This is a genomic window from Hydrogenimonas urashimensis (genome assembly GCF_016593255.1).
Taxonomy (GTDB): domain Bacteria; phylum Campylobacterota; class Campylobacteria; order Campylobacterales; family Hydrogenimonadaceae; genus Hydrogenimonas; species Hydrogenimonas urashimensis.
Map to the genome: position 1 here is coordinate 1,321,553 of NZ_AP023212.1, position 17,361 is coordinate 1,338,913.

The following is a 17,361-nucleotide window of genomic DNA, read 5'->3' on the forward strand; positions in this document are numbered from 1 at the left end:
GGATGCTTCGTCAACCCCCAGGCGTTGATAAACCGCATCCTTCGCGAAACGAAAATCCACCCCCCTGCTGGGCAATGAATCTTCTTGACTCGCAACTCCCTTTGATGTCCTGTTTCTTAAAGTATGCCAGAATTTCAATCTCTCCGCTGCGCAGACGCTTCTTGGGCTCTTTCGCAACGGGGCAGATGCGTGGAAATGGCGACCCGGCATAGACTTTTACTCCATGCCGAACAACTCGACGGGGACCGCTCTTTTTTCAGCGTATCGCACTCCACAAACATCTTTCTGGTCGCCTTCGTCGCAGAAATTATAACACACCCAATTTACGGCAAAAACGCCGACGGATCGACATAGACTCCATCGATCAACACCCCGAAATGAAGATGTGGTCCGGTGGCCCTGCCGGTACGGCCCACATAGCCGACCACCTCCCCTTTTTGTACCTTCTCTCCCGGTTTGACAACTATGCGTTTCAGGTGAGCATAAAGTGTCATCAGTCCCTGGCCGTGCTCAATGAAAAGCAGATTGCCGCTGAAGAAAAAATCGCCCGCATCGACTACCACACCTTCCTCGGAAGCGCGCACCGGCGCCCCTTCGGGAGCGGCAATATCAAGCCCCCGATGGGGGGCGCGGGGCTGGCCGTTAAAGAAGCGGCGCAGCCCGAAGGGACTGCTGATCTTTCCTTTCGCCGGCCAGAGGAAATCGACTTTTGGCGGCCTTTCGCTCCGAAAGGTTTTGTCCCTGCGCTTCCGGATGGCCTCTCTTTCGATCCGTCGCATATCCCGAAACTCCGGATTGACCTTGCGCCGCTCTCTTAGCACCAGATGCTGTTCGGCATAATCCTTCCGTGCGATCTCCACCGGCAGATCGACTGGTTTCGCCCTCTCCCTTTTCAGCCGTATGGCGTATCTTCCCTTCCGTGTTCCCAGCGGTACGGGAACGATCGCGTACCGCTCTTTTTCTTCAATGCAGAAGATGCCGCGATGGCCCATCAGGGAGACTTCGGTATACCTGTCCGCACCATCGAGCGGAACGACCACGATACCCCCCGGTACCGGAAGGGAGCGAGGCTCCGCCGGCAGGGAGAGGATAATCAGCATGAGCGATAAAAACGGTTTCATACGGGGATTATAGCAGTTCGCAACCGATCCCGTCCATCTTTTCAAAAAAGGCGTGCTACCATAGGAGAAACGATACGATGCAAGGAGTCCTCGTGAAAAGTCTGTCGACCGTTCTTCTTCTGCTTTCGCTCACCACATTCAGCCACGCCTCGCTGACACTCTCAGAAACTTCCGAAAAACCTGCCGAAAACCTGGCGCACTACCTTAACGGCCTGCTGGATGAGGGTATCGACCTGCAATGCATCCGGTCGGCTTCGGGTTTTCAATGTCTCAAGGAGGATTTCACCGTCGTCAAAACCGACGAAGAGAATGTCACGGCCCGCACCCATTTCGACAGACTCGAACTGCTCTTTCGAAAAGAGATCGCACCCTATTTCGAAAAAAACCGGTTCGATGCGGCGATGCGGGAATACCGACGAGCCGAAAAGGCGAGGCAAACACGGAAGCGTTCGGGTAGAGGAGCCGCCAAACCCGTTCCCACTCCCCAAAAGGACGCGATGGACAGGGCACTGTGGCGCACGCTCGACCGCATGGTTCTGAAAAACCTTCGGATAGACGTATCGCATCCGGCGACCCGGACTTTTGTGAAAGAGGTCGTTTTCGAAAACCGTATGACGAACCTGGGCGGGAAAACGGTCTATTCCGACAGAATTTTCGGCACACTGTCACTGCGCTACAGGGATTTTGTCCTCGATACCAACGCCACGTCCGATTCGGCCTACACGACGATGACAAGACGGCTGGAACGCTGGCTGGAGACGAACGATACAAAGCGGGCGGAGTATGTCGCCAAAAAACTCCGGCAGCTTTCTGCGAAACGGATGAAATCTCCCACATCGGGAAAGTTCGTTCTCAAAACCCGCTATATCGGCAACGACAGCCTCTCCCTGCGCTTTCTTGCCGCAAGCCGCGACGGCATCGGCGATCGGAGCGATTTTTCATTCGACGGCGAGGTTCACCATCTTCGCTCAATGTTCAACCCCAAAGAAAAGGAGGTGCAGGTAGGCGCTCCCGATTTTCTCTTCCTTTCGATGCATCTGCAAACCGATACGAACAATACGACCTATCGCCATCTGCTGGCCCACGACAGACGCTTTCACCGCTATATAGCGGACTACGACGATCTCATCCGTGCCCGATATGACGAAAAGATGAAAAGATACGCCAAAAATCCGGTCGTTGCGGGATGGTTGAAACAGGCGAAAAAGGCTTTCTCGAAAGTGTTGAGGGGGGAAGCGAAAAGCATTGTGCTTTCTGTGAAAAACAGAACGGGCGCGACCGCCATGCAGTTGGTCGGCGCCGTTATCGCTCAGCTCTCTGTCATGCCGCAGAAAGGCGAAAAACCCGACCGGGAGAAGCTCATCCTCGACACGGCAGCAGCGAATCTCGATGTCCGCATCGAAGCGGAATAGGAAAGGCTCATGCGCGGTCTCTTCGCTTGAATCCGCCGCCGCGGTGCGTGCCGGAAGCGTTTTTGGCCGGAGCGCCGTGATGGCTGCCGAAACTGCCGCGGCGTCGATTCCCGCCCCTTTTTTTGACCGGTTCCGCCTTGATCGAGGGATCGGGGTGGTATCCCTCCACCAGAATCTTCTCGATGCGGTTGCCCGTGAGCTTTTCGATGCGATGGAGCAGATGTTTCTCGTCGATGCAGACCAGCGAAAAAGCTTCCCCCGCATTGCCGGCGCGGCCGGTGCGGCCGATGCGGTGCACATAATCTTCCGCCACTTCCGGCAGATCGAAGTTGACCACCTGCCCCAATCTGTCGATATCGATGCCCCGCGCCGCCACATCGGTGGCGACCAGAACGCGCACGCGCCCCTCTTTGAAGGCTTTGAGCGCTTTCATCCGCGCCGCCTGGGTCTTGTTGCCGTGGATCGATGTGCTGGGCAGACCGTCCTGGCTGAGGCGTCTTGAGAGTTTGTCTGCACCGTGTTTTGTACGGGTGAACACCAGCACCTGCTGCCAGTTGTTGGCACCGATCAGATAACTAAGAAGATCCGCTTTCTTCGCTTTGTCCACCGGGTGGATGGTCTGCTTGATGCGATCGGCCGTCGTATTGTCGGCAGCCACTTTGATCATCTTCGGATCTTTGAGGATGCTCTGGCTAAGCCGTCTTATCTCGGCCGAAAAGGTGGCGGAGAAGAGGAGTGTCTGACGATGGTGCGGCGTCATGGCGATGATCTTCTTGATGTCGTGGATGAAACCCATGTCGAGCATTCTGTCGGCTTCGTCGAGCACCAGAACCTCCACGTGACCAAGATCGAGATGCCCCTGATTGATGTGATCGAGAAGTCGTCCCGGCGTGGCGACGAGAATGTCCATGCCGCTTCGCAGCGCTTTGGTCTGGGGATAGATGTTGACCCCACCGTAGATCTCGGCACTTTTTAGCTTGAGAAATTTGCCGTAGGTGCGCACCTGGGCATGCACCTGGGCCGCCAGTTCACGAGTCGGTGCGAGCACGAGGGCGCGGACATGGCGTTTGCCTTCGTGTTTGTGACGGGAGAGTTTTTCGAGCATCGGCAGAGTGAACGCCGCCGTTTTACCTGTTCCGGTCTGTGCCGCCGCCAGGAGGTCGTGGCCCGCCAGCACGGCGGGAATCGCTTCGGCCTGGATCGGCGTGGGCTCGGTGTAGCCGGTCGCGTCGACGGCTTTGAGGATGTGGTGGTTGAGTTGAAGGTCATGAAATGTCATGAAAATACTTTCTTAAGGGCCCTTTTAAAAGTGCCCTTATTGCAATCCGCACGGCAAATGGTCGCCTTCCGGTCCGGATGACAATGGGTTTGAATTTTTTGTGAGTAGAGACTAAAGGGGAAATAGGAATGTGAAGTTCTGTTTCTGTTTTAGCATTACTCGCTCCGTAGAGCACATAAAGAGAGACCGTGTCTCTAAAGATGGCCGGAGTATAGCTGAAGTCGGGGCAAAGGTCAAGGGGAACGCTGAAAGAGGAGCGGATTTGGAATTTTTGCTATGATTGCTTCCATGAAAAGCGTACCGTTTGAAAACGAAACCGTCGTCCCATCCAAAATCGTCTGTGTGGGACGCAACTATGTGGAGCACATCGAGGAGCTAGGCAACGAGGTACCCGAGAGAATGGTCCTTTTTTGCAAGCCCAACTCGGCCATCTCCGATGCGTTCGGCTATTTCACGCCCGATACCCGCTTCGAAGGGGAGATCTGCCTGCTGATGGGATCGGAAGGTATCGAAGGCATCGGTTTCGGTTTCGATCTGACCCATGCCCATATCCAGAACGAACTGAAGCGAAAGGGGCTGCCGTGGGAGCGGGCGAAAGCATTCGACGGATCGGCCGTATTCTCCGATTTTGTCCGAGCGCCCGACGATCTTTCAAGCATCGGCTTCAGGCTCCGGCGAAACGGTATCCTCGTTCAGGAGGCCCGCTACGACCATATGATCTACAAACCTGAAACCGTCATCGAAGAGATTCGGCGTTTCATGACGCTGGAGAAGGGGGATATCGTCATGACCGGCACGCCCAAAGGGGTTTCGCCCTACGCAAAAGGCGACCGTTTCCGGGTCGAACTTTTCGACGGGGATGCTATACTGCTGCAAAAAGAGTGGAGCGTGAAAGCATGATCGACAAGTCAAAACTGCCGACCGTCTCCTATGAGGGCATGAACGCCATGCACTACGAAGAGGTGGCTCGGATCAACGGCCTTCTCGAGAAACTGGACAAAGGTGCCGCCGTGTCCGAAATCACCGAAGCGGTGGAAGCGCTGCTCGAGCACATGCAGGAGCATTTCGACTACGAAGAGGGAATGCTTCAAAACAGGGGATTTGGCATGTTCGACATCCACCGAAGCGATCACAACCGCATCATGGGAGAGACCCGCATGGCCTATATGAACTGGCGAAACTTCAAGGACAGGGAGGCTTTGAAGGCGTTCATGGAAGAGGAGTTCATCGAGTGGCTGAACCTGCATATCCAGGCGATGGACAGTGTCGCCGCCGATTTTCTGAACCGATTGGAGAGAGACGATGACGATTCTTTTCGCCCCCAGTGAAGGGAAACGTCCCGGCGGAAAGCTGCCGCCGGTGGACACGTCGGCTTTTTGCTTTCCGGAGCTCTACGGCTTCCGTAAAGAGGCGATGGAGAGATACGGCACATTCGTAAAAAACGCTCCTCTCGACGCGCTTAAAAAGCTCTTCGGCATCAAAGACGAAAAGCTCATCGAACGCTACCGCACCGATCTCTTCGATGCACCGACCATGAAAGCCGTGGAGCGTTACGACGGGGTGGCCTACGACTACCTGGATTACGCCTCTTTGCCGCAAAGAGCGCAGCGATACGTCGATGAACACCTGATCATATTCAGCAATCTGCTCGGGCCCGTCTGCGCTTCGGACCGCGTTCCGGACTACAAGCTGAAGCAGGGGGAATCCATCGGCGGTTTCATCCCCGAGAAATTCTACAAAGCGCATTTCAGCCATGCGCTGGATGCCTATCTTGAAGCCAATGGCCCCATCGTGGACCTTCGGGCCGGTTTTTACGAGAAATTCTACAAAATCTCCCTTCCATACATCACGATGAAGTTTCTCAAAAACGGCAAAACGGTAAGCCACTGGGCCAAAGCGTACCGGGGCACCGTCTTGAAAGAGATGGCAAAGCATGCTATTATGGAAGAGAAGGATTTGCTGGCCATGGATGTGGAAGGATTGAACATCCTGGAGATCAAAACCCTCAACAACAAAAAAGAGATCGTTTACGACATCGTGACATGAATATAGAACAAAACAGCGAACACACCATCGACTTCTGCATGCTTGACTACCAGTGCAGCTATCTGCCGGATAGGAAGACAAGGATGTTCTACCGCTATATGCGCCATGCGAGCAAGGATCTTGTCAGCGAATTGATACGGCGCGGATGGCGGCGGTTCGGATGCTATTTCTTCCACCCCATCTGCGCCGGATGCACCGGATGCAAGAGCCTTCGTATCGACGCGCAACGGTTCACTCTCTCCAAATCGCAGAAGCGGGTCATGAAGAAAAACCGGCAGACGATGCTCTATATCCGAAAGCCGGGCATGACGCAGGAGCACCTGGATCTTTACAACCGCTTCCACAAATACAAGAGCGAGACAAGCGACTGGAAATATACCCCCGTCAACCCCCACCTCTACTACGAAAATTTCGTCGACGGGGCCCACGATTTCGGCAAAGAAGTTCTCTACTTCATCGACGACAAACTGGTGGGCGTCGATCTGATCGACATGACGACAGACGGCATCAGCTCCATCTACTTCTTCTACGACCCCGACTATGCGAAATATTCGCTGGGCACCTACTCGCTGCTGATGCAGATACATTTCGCCAAACAGATGGGATTGCGCTGGATCTACCTGGGATACTGGGTCCATGGGTGCAGAAGCTTCGCCTACAAAACCGCTTTCAAGCCCCTTGAGGTGCTCGACGGGTTTCCCCCTCTCACCGAAGAGCCGGAGTGGGTCCCTTTCGACGAGAAAAAAGCGCAGGGCAACGCTTCGTGCCGCATTGCCGCTTCATCTGCCGGTTAGGAGCATGAGCTCTGACCCATTCGTTTTCGGCTCCGGAAGCTTCGCTTTTTAAATAAGAGTATTTTTGTCCTGTTTATTAAACTTCACTATTACTTGCCCGCCTTTATCGGTTTTTTCGCTCGATTCGCTAAACTCCCTCGCAATCAAAACGAGAGGAGGAAACATTCATGAAAAAGATCATCGTTGCGGCGCTTTTTGCATTGGCGACAGCGGCTTTGGCCGAAGAGACGGTTCAGTACGACGCCACAACCTACGGCCCGTCCGATACGGTTGTTCATTACGACAACGACCGTCAACAGGACGAAAACAGAAACCAGACCAACGTCCCGAACAACGACGTCTACCCTCAGACAGACAAATAGTCTGTTTCCTTTTTCGGAGGCCTCGCCGCCTCCTCCGACTCAAACTCTCCTTCCACACCAACCAACAGAGCTGCGAAAGTTGTCAAAATCAACATCGTGCGCTGCACCCCGGTCACAGCGTGCATGCGCTTTTGATACTGTATCGGGACAACTCCTTTCCTTTCGTATCGACGACATGGACGGCACACGCCAGGCAGGGATCGAAGGAGTGGATGATGCGGAGCACTTCCAGCGGCTTTGCTGGATCGGCGAGACGAACACCTATCAGCGACTCCTCGTAGGGTCCTCTTGTCTTGCCGGCATCTTTCGGGGAGGCGTTCCAGGTCGTCGGGGCCACCACCTGATAGTTGTGTATCCTGGCATCTTCGATCCCGACAAAATGGGAGAGTACGCCACGGGGCACTTCATGGATTCCCCTCCCCTTCGCCGATTTCGGCAACGCTTCGAAATCGTATCGGCTCCAGGTCTCCTCGTCGTAATATTTGATGTTTTCGATCAGGTCGCTGCAGAAATCGAAAATGACATCGCAGCAGATCTGCGCTTCAACAGCCCGCGCGGCGTTCCTGCCCACACTCGATGAGAAGTCGATGAGCTCCATGCCCGTTTCGCTCATGAAACGCTCCACGACGGGCCGGATGATGCCCGACCCCTTCAGGTAGCCGATGATCATCCGTGCCGCGGGCCCCACCTCCATCGGCTGCCCTTTGTACCGTGGCGCCTTCACCCAGCTGTATTTGCCCTCCGTTCTCAGCGTGCCGTCCTCGTTGAGATCGGTGTATTGGGGGACGGTGGACCCTTCGTAGGGAGATTTTCCGCCACTGCGGTCATACCAGGCCCTCGACACCTCTTCGGTGATATGGCCATCGTCGAAAGGTTCGACACGGTCGAAATCGTGCCCGTAAACGACACCGCTTTCAAAAAGATCCCTGCCGTTGGCAAAACGGTAGCCTCCTGATGCCATGAAGTTGCCATGCCCGCGGCCCACCCCCTCTTTCATCTCCTCTCCGTAGGCCTCCACGAGCAGTTTCATATCGGGTATGTAGGCGCGTTCGATGAAGTCGCGGGTATCTTTGATGATGAACATGAAATCGTTCAGACGTTGGGGATTGAGCATGTCCGCGACACTCGTGACCCCGCCGACAACGAGATTCTGGGGATGGGGCGTCTTGCCCGCGAAAATGGCGATCGCCTTGCTCAGAATTCTCTGGACGCGAAGCGCCTCGAAATAGTGGTTGATGAGCACCAGATTCTCCTCCGGCGAGAGGCGGTAGGCGTCGTGCCCCCAGTATCCGTTGGCGAAGAGTCCCAGGCGCCCCGCCCTGACGAACGAAGCCAGCTTCTCCTTCAAAGAGGAGAAGTGCCCCACGGAGCTTCGGTAGGGGTAGTCGTGATACCGCTTGGCGACCTGCTCCGCCCTGGCGACATCCGCATCGAGCGCACGCACGATATCGACGTAATCGAGCGAGTGGAGGTGGTAGAAATGGATGATATGGTCCTGCACGAAAAGAGAGAGGGTGATGAGATTGCGTACAATGAGCGCGTTGGGCGGGGGTACGATGCCGTAGGCATCCTCGACGGCGGCTATCGAGGCGCGGTAATGGACATTGGTGCAGACACCGCAGATGCGCTGGGCGATGAGTCCCGCATCCCTGGGATCGCGGCCCTGAAGAATGATTTCGATTCCGCGGAAAAGCTGTCCCGACGCCCACGCTTCTGTCACCACGTTGTTTTCGTCGATTTCCACTTCGATGCGCAGATGCCCTTCGATTCGGGTGACCGGATCGATCACGATTTTTCTACCCATGATTTTCCTCCTCGCCCAAAGGCCTCTCGTTGGCATAAAGATCGAACGCCACCTTCCCCTCGCCGCATGCGATGCAGCCGTGCCCCGCCTGAACCGGCCAGCTCGTGCCTTCGTTGAACTTCACCTGGGGGCAGTTGAGATCGGCGTAGGGCCCTTTGCATCCCATTTTGAAAAGGCACCACCCCTTCTTCGCCCCCTCGTCGCCCCACTCGAGCACGAACTCTTCGAGATCGTAGTGGCCGCGACGCTCGCAGTTGTCGTGAATGCGGTAGCTGTAGGCCCATTTCGGCCGCCTCTTCTCATCGAGCTCGGGCACTTCGTCGAACATGATGTAGTAGATGAGCGTGCCTACGACATTGGCCGGATTGACGGGGCATCCGGGCAGGTTGATCACGTCATCGCGTCCCAGCGCTTCCGATACGCCGACGGCGCCCGTCGGGTTGGGTGCCGCCGCCACGACGCCGCCATCGAACGCGCACGTGCCTACGGCAAACACCGCCGCGGCGCCCTTCGCCACCCTTTTCAGGAAGTCCGCGCCGGTTTCGCCTTTGGGCCCGATGCGCAAGAACTTGCCCTCCATTGCCAGGGGTACGGCGCCCTCCACGATCAGCACGTACCCATTTTCATCCTCTTTGATGACCGATTCGAGCGCACTCTCGCTCTGCTCCCCCGCCGCCGCCATCAGCAGTTCGTGATAATCGAGCGAAATGTAGTTGAGGATCAGATCGGTGATTTTTGGCTGAGCCGTTTTGATGAATGCCGTCGAATTCCCGGTACAATCGGCCAGTTCGAGCCATACGATCGGGATCTTGTTGAGCTGCCTGAGAGCCTGGTCGACCAGCTCTTCGTGCGCGGGAGAAAGACGCATGCTCGCCGTGATCATCGAGACCCAGCGGTTGTATTCCCGGTTCATGTCGAGCGCTTTGATCGCCTCTTCGAGGTTCTCGCTCGTGATTTTGTTTCTCGGATGCAGGCGGTTGAATTTTTCGATCCGCTTACGGATCCGCTCCATTTCGGCCGCCTCCTCCGCCGCTTTTTTGGCCGCCCGGATTCTGGCCGCCTCTTTCGGATCGACCTTTGTTTGGCGTATGAGATCGACGATATCCTGTTTGCAGCGGCCGCATACCCTGCCCGCTTCGGTCAAACCCTTCAGATCAGCAAAACAGGTGACGGCGTTTTCCCTGATGATGTCGACGAGATCCTTTTCGTAGGTTCCGGTACAGCTGCATACGAGCCGGCCCCTCTCTCCGACCTTTCGGCTCTGATAGAAAAAAGCGGGATCGATCGGCTCGTTCTTCTCCATAAGCCGTTTGAGACTCATGAGATCCACATTGGAATTGAGACCGATGAAACGACGCAGAAGATCATGGTTGACGATGTACTGATCGATCCGCTTCTCTTTTTTCGACTCGATGATGATATCTTCATTCTCTTCGTCGCGCCGATCGTAGAGAGGCGACGTGACGTCGGCAAAATGGAATGACCCGACTTTCAGCCCGTCGATGGAGGGTTCGCGTTCGAACACCCTCTTTTTGAGGCCCAGCAGATTGTCGACAGCGATGTCGGCTTCCCGGGTGCACTCCCTGACCCTTCCAGGAATGAATCCGCTCTCGCGAATCTGCGCGGCCTCCCCGACGGCGTAGATGTCCGGGTCGCTGGTGCGCATCGTTTCGTCGACCAATATACCCCGGTCGGTTTCGAGTGCCTCTTTCGCGAAATCGATGTTGGGCTCGATCCCGATGCCGAAGACAAGAAAAGGATCGTCGATCGAGTGATGTTTCGTCCGTATGCGTTCCAGCCGATTTCTTGCAATCTTTTTGTCGACAATTTCGTCGTGATAGGAGATCTTCACCCTCGGGTCAGTTTCGAAGGTCTTCGCGATCCACTCCACTGCCGTGGGATTGAGCGCACGGTCGTAAAGGTGGGAGCCCCGTGAAAGAAGATAGATCCCTTTGGGATCGGGCAGTTTTATCAACGTATCCAGAAGTTCCAGTCCGATCGGCCCGACACCGACGATGACGGCATTGCGCCCTTTCAATCCCTTGGCAATCTTGAAGGCATCGTCGGCGCTGCGGAACGTCGCCGCGTTTTCAAGCGAGGTAATATCGAAAAGCTCTTTCGGTTTCGATCCGGTGGCTATGAGGAGTCTGTCGTAGCCGAAGGAGGCGTTTTTTGAAAAGACCCTCTTTCTTTTCGTATCGATGGAGACGATACGCTGATCGAGTTCGATCCTCACGCCCGGATGGATATCAAGACGGATATCCTCCACTCTCGCGCGGCCCTCCACGAGCCGGCACAGATGGATGCGGTCGTAGGGCGGGTACTTTTCCGCCGACACGATCAGAACATCGTGCCCCTTCTGCCGCTCCATGATCGCATTGGCGGCATACGCCGCCGCTATGCCGCCTCCCACGATGACGATTCGCATGACATCTGCTCCGTTTCCTTCTCAATTCCAAAAAACCTTCCGGTCTCCGCCGCATTTGCCGTTGTCGACTATTTTACCACTTTTGTGAAAAGCGACGATTAGAGTATGAACCATTATTAATGCAGATTCTTCATATCATAATCAATCGATATAATACTCCCGCAAAACACTACCATACGAAGAAGGAAAATCATGTTGAAACGAGTCATGCTGCTCAGCGCGGTCGGCGCTTCACTGCTCTGGGCCACCAACGGAGACGAGCTCATGGGTATCGGCGCCAAATCACGTGCCATGGGGGGTGTGGGTATCGCGCTGGACCTGGGTGCGGAAAACGGATTGAACAACCCGGCGTTCATCGAGACCGGCGGCAGGCAGGAATTCCTGCTGGGAGGCACCCTGTTCATGCCCGACGTCTCCTATGACGGAGGAGACGGGTACAAAAAGAGCGACGCCGATCTGAGCGTCATTCCGGCTGCCGCCCTGGCCGGTCGGATCAACGAGCGTTTCAGCTACGGTGTCGGCATGTTCGGAACCGCCGGTATGGGGGTCGACTACAGGGATGACGAAAGCGAATCGACGATGCAGATGGTCACGGCCCTGCAGATCATGAAGTTCGCCGTACCGCTCTGCTACAAATTCGGCAATTTCCGTATCGGCTACACGCCCTATGTCCAGTACAGTTCCCTGGACATCAACTACAAGGAGCCGACACTTCTTGGCCGCCACAGGGGAGCCGGTGTCGCGCAGGACCTGGGAATCGGCCATATTTTCGGCGCCGGATACGTGTTCGACGGCAAACCTGTCGGCGGGATCACGCTCGATGGCCTGAAAATCGGTCTCGTCTACAAAACGTCGGTCGATATGGATTTCAAAGACCAGCTCCAGCAGGCCACGGAACTCTTCACCCTGCTTGGATACCTGGAAGATATGGGTGATACCCTGGAGCAGCCTTCCCAGTTCGGCGCCGGTCTCTCCTACGCTTTCGGGGCCCACCATACCGTCGCTTTCGACTGGAAACATATCAACTGGAGCGATGCTAAAGGGTACAAGGTTCTCAAATGGAAGGATCAGGACGTTTTTGCGATCGGCTACGAGTATGCGGAAGAGACCTGGTCGCTGCGTGCCGGTTACAACTACGCCTCCATGCCGTTTGCGGAGAAAGACGGCACCACGGCGCAAGGCGCCACGATCAACCTCTTCAACCTGCTCGGTTTCCCGGCGACAGTCGAACAGCACTTCACGTTCGGGGGAGAGTACCGGGTGAATGAACACCTGAGTTTCAACGGCGCTTTTGTCTATGCTCCCGAGACCACGACCACTTACGATACCTCGGGGATCAATCCGGAAATTCCTCTTCTGCCCCATATCATCAACGACACGGCGAGCGTCAGACACCAGCAGTCGAGTCTGACGTTCACGCTCAATTACAGCTACTGATTCTCCAAAGAGCGATGGCTACTCTCTCATCGCTCTTTCGATCAGCGAGAAAATTTCAGACCACTCGCTTTCCGCGATTTTTCCGCTGGCGGCATAGAGTACTCTGCCATCTTTTGATACGAGGAGAAAATTGGCTTCGTCGTCGGCAACACCCCACACCCGCACCCCTTTTTTCCTCCTGTCTCTGACATAGAGGGTGTCGGGATATTTTTTCTGCTTCGATTTCAAAGCGGCGGCGATGGCGAAGTCGGGCAGCCATGTGGCCGCCATGTTGACGACGGCGACCGACCGGTATCGGCTTCGGTCGAAACGTTTCGCTTTGAGCGCTTCGGTGAAGGGTTCGTTGAGGCTCTTTTTGTCGGGATCGACATAGAAGATGACAGTCACTTTGCCATGCAGCCTCTTTGAGTCGAAGGGCGAGCCGTCCACCCGGCCGCCCTCTTTGCCCGAAAGCTGCAGTCTGGGCAGCGGTTTCCCCACTTCGGCCGCCACCAGAGGCAGTATCAGCAAAAAAGAGGCAAGGACTCTTTTCATCGTCCCAGCAGGGCTTTGACCCGCTCGACGACACTGGTAATCGTGAATCCGAAATGTTTGAAAAGATCGCCTGCCTTCCCGCTGGCACCGAATGAATGCATGCCCAGCACATCGTCCGCGAAGCGGTACCACTCGCTGCCGCTGGCCGCTTCGATCGCCAGCACTTTGGTGTCGGGGTCGATGATGGCGTCGATATACTCCCGGGGCTGTTCACACAGCAGCTCGTAACAGGGAACACTCACCACATTGGCCATGATGCCCTGCTCCTCCAGGTGGCAGCCGCTCTGCAGTGCCAGCATCACTTCGGATCCGCTGGCGATCAGGGTGACGGTGGCGTTTTCGCGGCGTTTGACGAGATATCCGCCGTTTTCGACACTGCCGTAATCGACCTTCTCCTTGAGCACTTTGAGTTTCTGGCGGCTGCAGACGAAAGCGGAAGGTTTTTGCATCTTCAGTGCGATTTTCCAGCAGGCGACGTTTTCGCTGGCATCGGCGGGGCGGAAGGTGTAGAAGTCGGGCAGCGCCCTGAACTGGCTCAGATGCTCGATGGGCTGGTGGGTGGGGCCGTCTTCGCCCACGCCGATGCTGTCGTGCGTCCAGACGAAGAAGTGGCGCAGACCGCTGAGCGCCGCGATGCGAACCGCCGGCTTCATGTAGTCGCTGAAGACGAAGAAGGTGGCGCTGAAAGGCAGCAGCGGCCCGTAGGCGGCGATGCCGTTGGTGATGGCCGCCATCGCGTGTTCGCGGATGCCGTAATGGACATTTTTCCCTAAAGGAAAATCGCCCATATCTTTCAGTTCGGTTTTGTTGGACGGGGCCAGGTCGGCGCTGCCGCCGAAAAATCCGGGTACCGCCTTGGCGATGGCGTTGAGGATTTTTCCGTTGGAATCCCGTGTCGCCACTTCGCTTCCCGGCTCGAACACGGGCCACTCGATCGTATCGAAATCGGGATTCAAAAGCCGATCGAGTGCTTCGTTCTGTTCGATATAGGGGGTCTGCTTGAGCAGATGGTTCCACTCACGCTCCGCCAGTTCGCCCTCTTCGACCGCGCACCGGAAACGCACGAGCACGTCGTCGGGAATATAGAATTTCTTCTGCGGATCGAATCCCGCCACCTCTTTGGCACGGGCGATCAGATCCTCACCCAGCGGCGCCCCGTGGCTGTTGTGGTCGCCGGCCATCTCCAGCGCGCCTTTGGCGATGATCGAATGGGCGATGATCAGAACCGGGCGGTCCGCCGTTTTCGCCAGTCGGAGCGTCTCGTCGATCTGCTGGTAGTTGTGGCCGTCGGTCTCCAGGACCTTCCAGTCCTGCGCTTCGAACCTCAGCCGCACATCCTCCGTCCACGCCAGCGAGGTGTCCCCCTCGATCGTGATGCGGTTGGAATCGTAGATCATGATGAGATTGTCCAGCTGCTGCCTGCCCGCAACGGCGCACGCTTCGTAGCTGATCCCCTCCATCAGGTCGCCGTCGCCGCAGAGGCAGTAGACCGTATGGTCGATAATCTTGGCCGTTTCGGAGTTGACGATATTGGCGCAGTATCGGCTCGCCATCGCCATGCCCACGGCATTGGCCACACCCTGGCCGAGGGGACCTGTGGTGATCTCCACACCCGGCGTATGGCCGTATTCGGGATGCCCGGGGGTTTTGCTTCCGAGCTGTCGAAAATTTTTGAGATCTTCCATCGAAAGGTCGTATCCCCACAGATGAAGGAGCGAGTAGATGAGCCCGGTGGCGTGTCCGCCGCTGAAAACCAGCCTATCGCGGTTGAGCCATTTCGGGTTTTTCGGATTGTGTTTCAAATGGTTCGACAAAACGACGGCGATGTCCGCCAGTCCCATCGCTGCGCCGGGATGCCCGCTGTTGGCCTTCTGGATCATGTCGGCCGCGAGAAAACGGATCGTATCGGCCATCTTCTTCATCATCTGGTTGTCCATAAAAAATTTCCTTTTTCTATTTGGTTTTGTGTCGTGCGAGGTAGGGTTTTAAAAGCGCTTCGAGGCTCCTGCGCAAAGGGGCATCGAAGGATGCGAGCCTTTCGCCGATCCGGGCGGCGAGCGCGTCGGCCCTTTCGCAGGAGCCTTCCAGGCCGAAATGGTTGATATAGCTGTTCTTGTCTTCGTCGTTTCCCGTCGTCTTGCCCGCCGTTTCGCTGCTCTCGGTCGCATCGATGATATCGTCTTGAATCTGGAACAAGAGTCCCACGTCGAGTCCGAAATCGAAAAGCTCCCGCTGCATTTTCTCATCGAGACCGGCGATGATCGCTCCCATCTTCAGGCTGGCGGCGATCAGCCGGCCCGTTTTGTATTCGTGGAGAAAATCGACCTGTTCGGGCGTCAGCTTCTCTCCTTCGAACCAGCAGTCGATCGCCTGGCCCAGCACCATGCCCCCGATGCCTCCGCTGTAGGCCAGCTCCTGCACCAGCGCGACCTTCGCGTCGTTGTGAAGGGGCGCATTCGCGATCAGGTAGAACGCATGGGTGTTGAGGGCATCGCCAACCAGAACCGCCGTCACCTCGTCGTAGCGTTTGTGCAGCGTCGGTTCGCCCCGCCGCAGGTCGGCATTGTCCATGACGGGCAGATCGTCGTGTACCAGCGAATAGGTATGAAACATCTCCAGTGCCATCGCCACGGGATAGGCGCTCTCTCTCAGCAACGGGGTGTAGGCATCGACAACCGCCAGAAGCAAACGGGGCCGGAAACGTTTCCCTCCCGCCAGAAGCATCGCCTGCAGGGCTTCGTTGAAGACCGGATGAAAGCTGGGCGCCTCCGGCAGGTTTGTCATCAGATACTCTTCAAATGCGTCCATGGTCCATCTTTGAAATTTTGGGAATTATATCTCAGGTAGCGGCAAAAAAAACTGAAATGCATCGCGTTCCCAAAGCATCCTTTCAGGGACGCTCTTTCCGGCGGCGTATCGGGTCAGAATCTTTCGGACATCCTCTTCGTCGCCAACCCTCTCTCCGTCGATGGCAAGCAGTCTGTCACCCCGGCGCAGCCCCCTGCGGTAGGCCGCTCCTTCGGGATCGATTTCCGTGATCACGAGGCCCTTTGCGAACCGGAGCCCGAACCTTTCGAGGAAGGTGTCGGAGACCTTCCCGCCGCCGAATCGCTCGAAACAAAGAAGGTTCTCTCTCCTCTTTCGGCCGCCGTTTTCGAAAACAAGGACCAACTTTCCGCCCGCTCGGCAGCCATCGATCGCTTCGGCGAGGCGTCTGGGTGTCGGATGTCGGGTATCGCCTACGGCGAGCACCCTCTCTTTGGGACGGACCGACAGGCCAGCGAAAGGATCGACAGCCGAGACGACCGGCACCCCCTTCCGCTTTCCAAAGCGCAGGCCGATATCGCCGTGATAGGTCTTTTTTCGAAGCAGTTTTCTTATCGCCTCGCTGTCGAACCATCGGCCTTGGGCATCCGTGATGCCTACCCATTCGCAACATTCGCCGAAAATCGCACCCTCCCGGCCGACTCCTTTCACGAGCCGGCCGGGATAGATCGCATAGGGGTAGCTGCGTATTTTCACATAGCGCATTGTGCGGGACGGGCAGAAATGAAGCGGGGGCTCGGGGTCGCCGAGATAGAAGGGATGGTTCGCGGCGTCTTCGAAAAGACAGAGCCCCTTGAGTCGGTCTTGCGCCACGATCCTTTTGCCGGCGGGGCAGCCGAATGAGACGAACCGGTCTTTCGCCACCGCATAGGCGTGATGCCCTTCGACGATTCGGTAACTTTTGGGAAAGAATTTGAAACAGGTTTCGGCAGCGAGGCCAAGGGAGGGAAGCAGAAACGTGAACAAAAAGGCGAGAAAGCGATACAGCATCAGTTCTGGCCGCTGCCTCCGGCAAAGGGGTTGACTCCGCCGAACATGCTCATCGCGGTGCTTTTCTTGTTGTCTTCCACCATTTTGATCACGTCGTTGACGGCGGAGATCAGAAGAATCTGGAGCGCCTCCTTGTCCTCCAGAAGCGAATCGTCGATATCGATATCGATGATCTCTCCCTTTCCGTTGGCGGTCACCTTCACCAGACCGCCCCCGCTTTTGGCGGTGAGTTCGACCGAGGCGCTCTTCTCTTCGAACTCTTTCGCCTTCTGCTGAACCTCTTCGAGCATTTTGCCCAGATCGCCCATGTTCAGACCTTCGAACATCC

Annotated in this window: 16 protein-coding genes; 7 read left to right on the top strand and 9 right to left on the bottom strand. The window is 56.3% G+C overall.

The genetic code is table 11. The features are described from left to right. Positions 1-323: 323 nt before the first annotated feature. Complete coding sequence (locus JMG82_RS06690) at positions 324-1,121, bottom strand: peptidoglycan DD-metalloendopeptidase family protein (protein WP_201351950.1); 798 nt, start codon at positions 1,119-1,121, stop codon at positions 324-326. Positions 1,122-1,213: 92 nt separating this feature from the next. Between JMG82_RS06690 and JMG82_RS06695 the strand changes: the two genes are divergently transcribed. Continuing rightward, positions 1,214-2,533: a hypothetical protein gene (locus tag JMG82_RS06695; protein WP_201351951.1), complete on the top strand. Its 1,320-nt coding sequence runs from the start codon at positions 1,214-1,216 to the stop codon at positions 2,531-2,533. Positions 2,534-2,540: 7 nt separating this feature from the next. Here the strand turns inward: JMG82_RS06695 and JMG82_RS06700 are convergent, their stop codons facing one another. Continuing rightward, positions 2,541-3,812, bottom strand: a complete 1,272-nt coding sequence (locus tag JMG82_RS06700) for a DEAD/DEAH box helicase (protein WP_201351952.1) — start codon at positions 3,810-3,812, stop codon at positions 2,541-2,543. A gap of 288 nt (positions 3,813-4,100) precedes the next feature. On the opposite strand from JMG82_RS06700, the gene JMG82_RS06705 reads away from it, so the two are divergent. The 5 genes from JMG82_RS06705 (at position 4,101) to JMG82_RS06725 (ending at position 7,014) form a co-directional block, all read left to right on the top strand. After that, positions 4,101-4,712, top strand: a complete 612-nt coding sequence (locus JMG82_RS06705) for a fumarylacetoacetate hydrolase family protein (protein WP_201351953.1) — start codon at positions 4,101-4,103, stop codon at positions 4,710-4,712. Further along, complete coding sequence (locus tag JMG82_RS06710) at positions 4,709-5,140, top strand: bacteriohemerythrin (RefSeq protein ID WP_201351954.1); 432 nt, start codon at positions 4,709-4,711, stop codon at positions 5,138-5,140. Before JMG82_RS06705 ends, JMG82_RS06710 begins: the two co-directional genes overlap by 4 nt. Further along, positions 5,115-5,858 carry a YaaA family protein gene (locus tag JMG82_RS06715; protein ID WP_201351955.1) on the top strand — a complete coding sequence of 248 codons (744 nt, stop codon included), beginning with the start codon at positions 5,115-5,117 and terminating at the stop codon, positions 5,856-5,858. The genes JMG82_RS06710 and JMG82_RS06715 overlap by 26 nt, the downstream gene beginning before the upstream one ends. Then, positions 5,855-6,652: an arginyltransferase gene (locus JMG82_RS06720; RefSeq protein WP_201351956.1), complete on the top strand. Its 798-nt coding sequence runs from the start codon at positions 5,855-5,857 to the stop codon at positions 6,650-6,652. The genes JMG82_RS06715 and JMG82_RS06720 overlap by 4 nt, the downstream gene beginning before the upstream one ends. 167 nt (positions 6,653-6,819) lie before the next feature. Next, a complete protein-coding gene (locus tag JMG82_RS06725; protein WP_201351957.1) occupies positions 6,820-7,014 on the top strand; it encodes a hypothetical protein in 195 nt (64 codons plus the stop codon). 112 nt (positions 7,015-7,126) lie between these two features. Here JMG82_RS06725 and JMG82_RS06730 read toward each other — a convergent pair whose 3' ends face one another. Continuing rightward, on the bottom strand, positions 7,127-8,818 hold the full coding sequence (locus tag JMG82_RS06730; protein ID WP_201351958.1) for a nickel-dependent hydrogenase large subunit: 1,692 nt from the start codon (positions 8,816-8,818) through the stop codon (positions 7,127-7,129). Beyond that, positions 8,811-11,246: a hydrogenase small subunit gene (locus tag JMG82_RS06735; RefSeq protein WP_201351959.1), complete on the bottom strand. Its 2,436-nt coding sequence runs from the start codon at positions 11,244-11,246 to the stop codon at positions 8,811-8,813. Before JMG82_RS06735 ends, JMG82_RS06730 begins: the two co-directional genes overlap by 8 nt. A gap of 192 nt (positions 11,247-11,438) precedes the next feature. Here JMG82_RS06735 and JMG82_RS06740 point away from each other — a divergent pair, with 192 nt between their 5' ends. Then, entirely contained in the window at positions 11,439-12,683 is a 1,245-nt protein-coding gene (locus JMG82_RS06740) for an OmpP1/FadL family transporter (protein WP_201351960.1), read from the top strand. An 18-nt stretch (positions 12,684-12,701) separates the two neighbouring features. On the opposite strand, the gene JMG82_RS06745 is transcribed toward JMG82_RS06740, so the two are convergent. The 5 genes from JMG82_RS06745 to JMG82_RS06765 are packed head-to-tail and all read right to left on the bottom strand — an operon-like array spanning position 12,702 to position 17,359. Next, the gene (locus JMG82_RS06745; RefSeq protein WP_201351961.1) at positions 12,702-13,217 is read right to left on the bottom strand and encodes a YtfJ family protein; all 516 of its coding nucleotides are present in this window, start codon (positions 13,215-13,217) and stop codon (positions 12,702-12,704) included. Beyond that, a complete protein-coding gene (gene tkt / locus JMG82_RS06750) occupies positions 13,214-15,154 on the bottom strand; it encodes a transketolase (protein WP_201351962.1) in 1,941 nt (646 codons plus the stop codon). Before tkt ends, JMG82_RS06745 begins: the two co-directional genes overlap by 4 nt. A 16-nt stretch (positions 15,155-15,170) precedes the next feature. Further along, positions 15,171-16,025 (bottom strand): polyprenyl synthetase family protein, encoded by an 855-nt coding sequence (locus tag JMG82_RS06755; RefSeq protein WP_201351963.1) that lies wholly within the window; start codon positions 16,023-16,025, stop codon positions 15,171-15,173. 24 nt (positions 16,026-16,049) lie between these two features. Next, positions 16,050-17,033: a PDZ domain-containing protein gene (locus tag JMG82_RS06760; protein WP_201351964.1), complete on the bottom strand. Its 984-nt coding sequence runs from the start codon at positions 17,031-17,033 to the stop codon at positions 16,050-16,052. Next, the gene (locus JMG82_RS06765; protein ID WP_201351965.1) at positions 17,033-17,359 is read right to left on the bottom strand and encodes a YbaB/EbfC family nucleoid-associated protein; all 327 of its coding nucleotides are present in this window, start codon (positions 17,357-17,359) and stop codon (positions 17,033-17,035) included. The genes JMG82_RS06760 and JMG82_RS06765 overlap by 1 nt, the downstream gene beginning before the upstream one ends. Positions 17,360-17,361 lie beyond the last annotated feature (2 nt).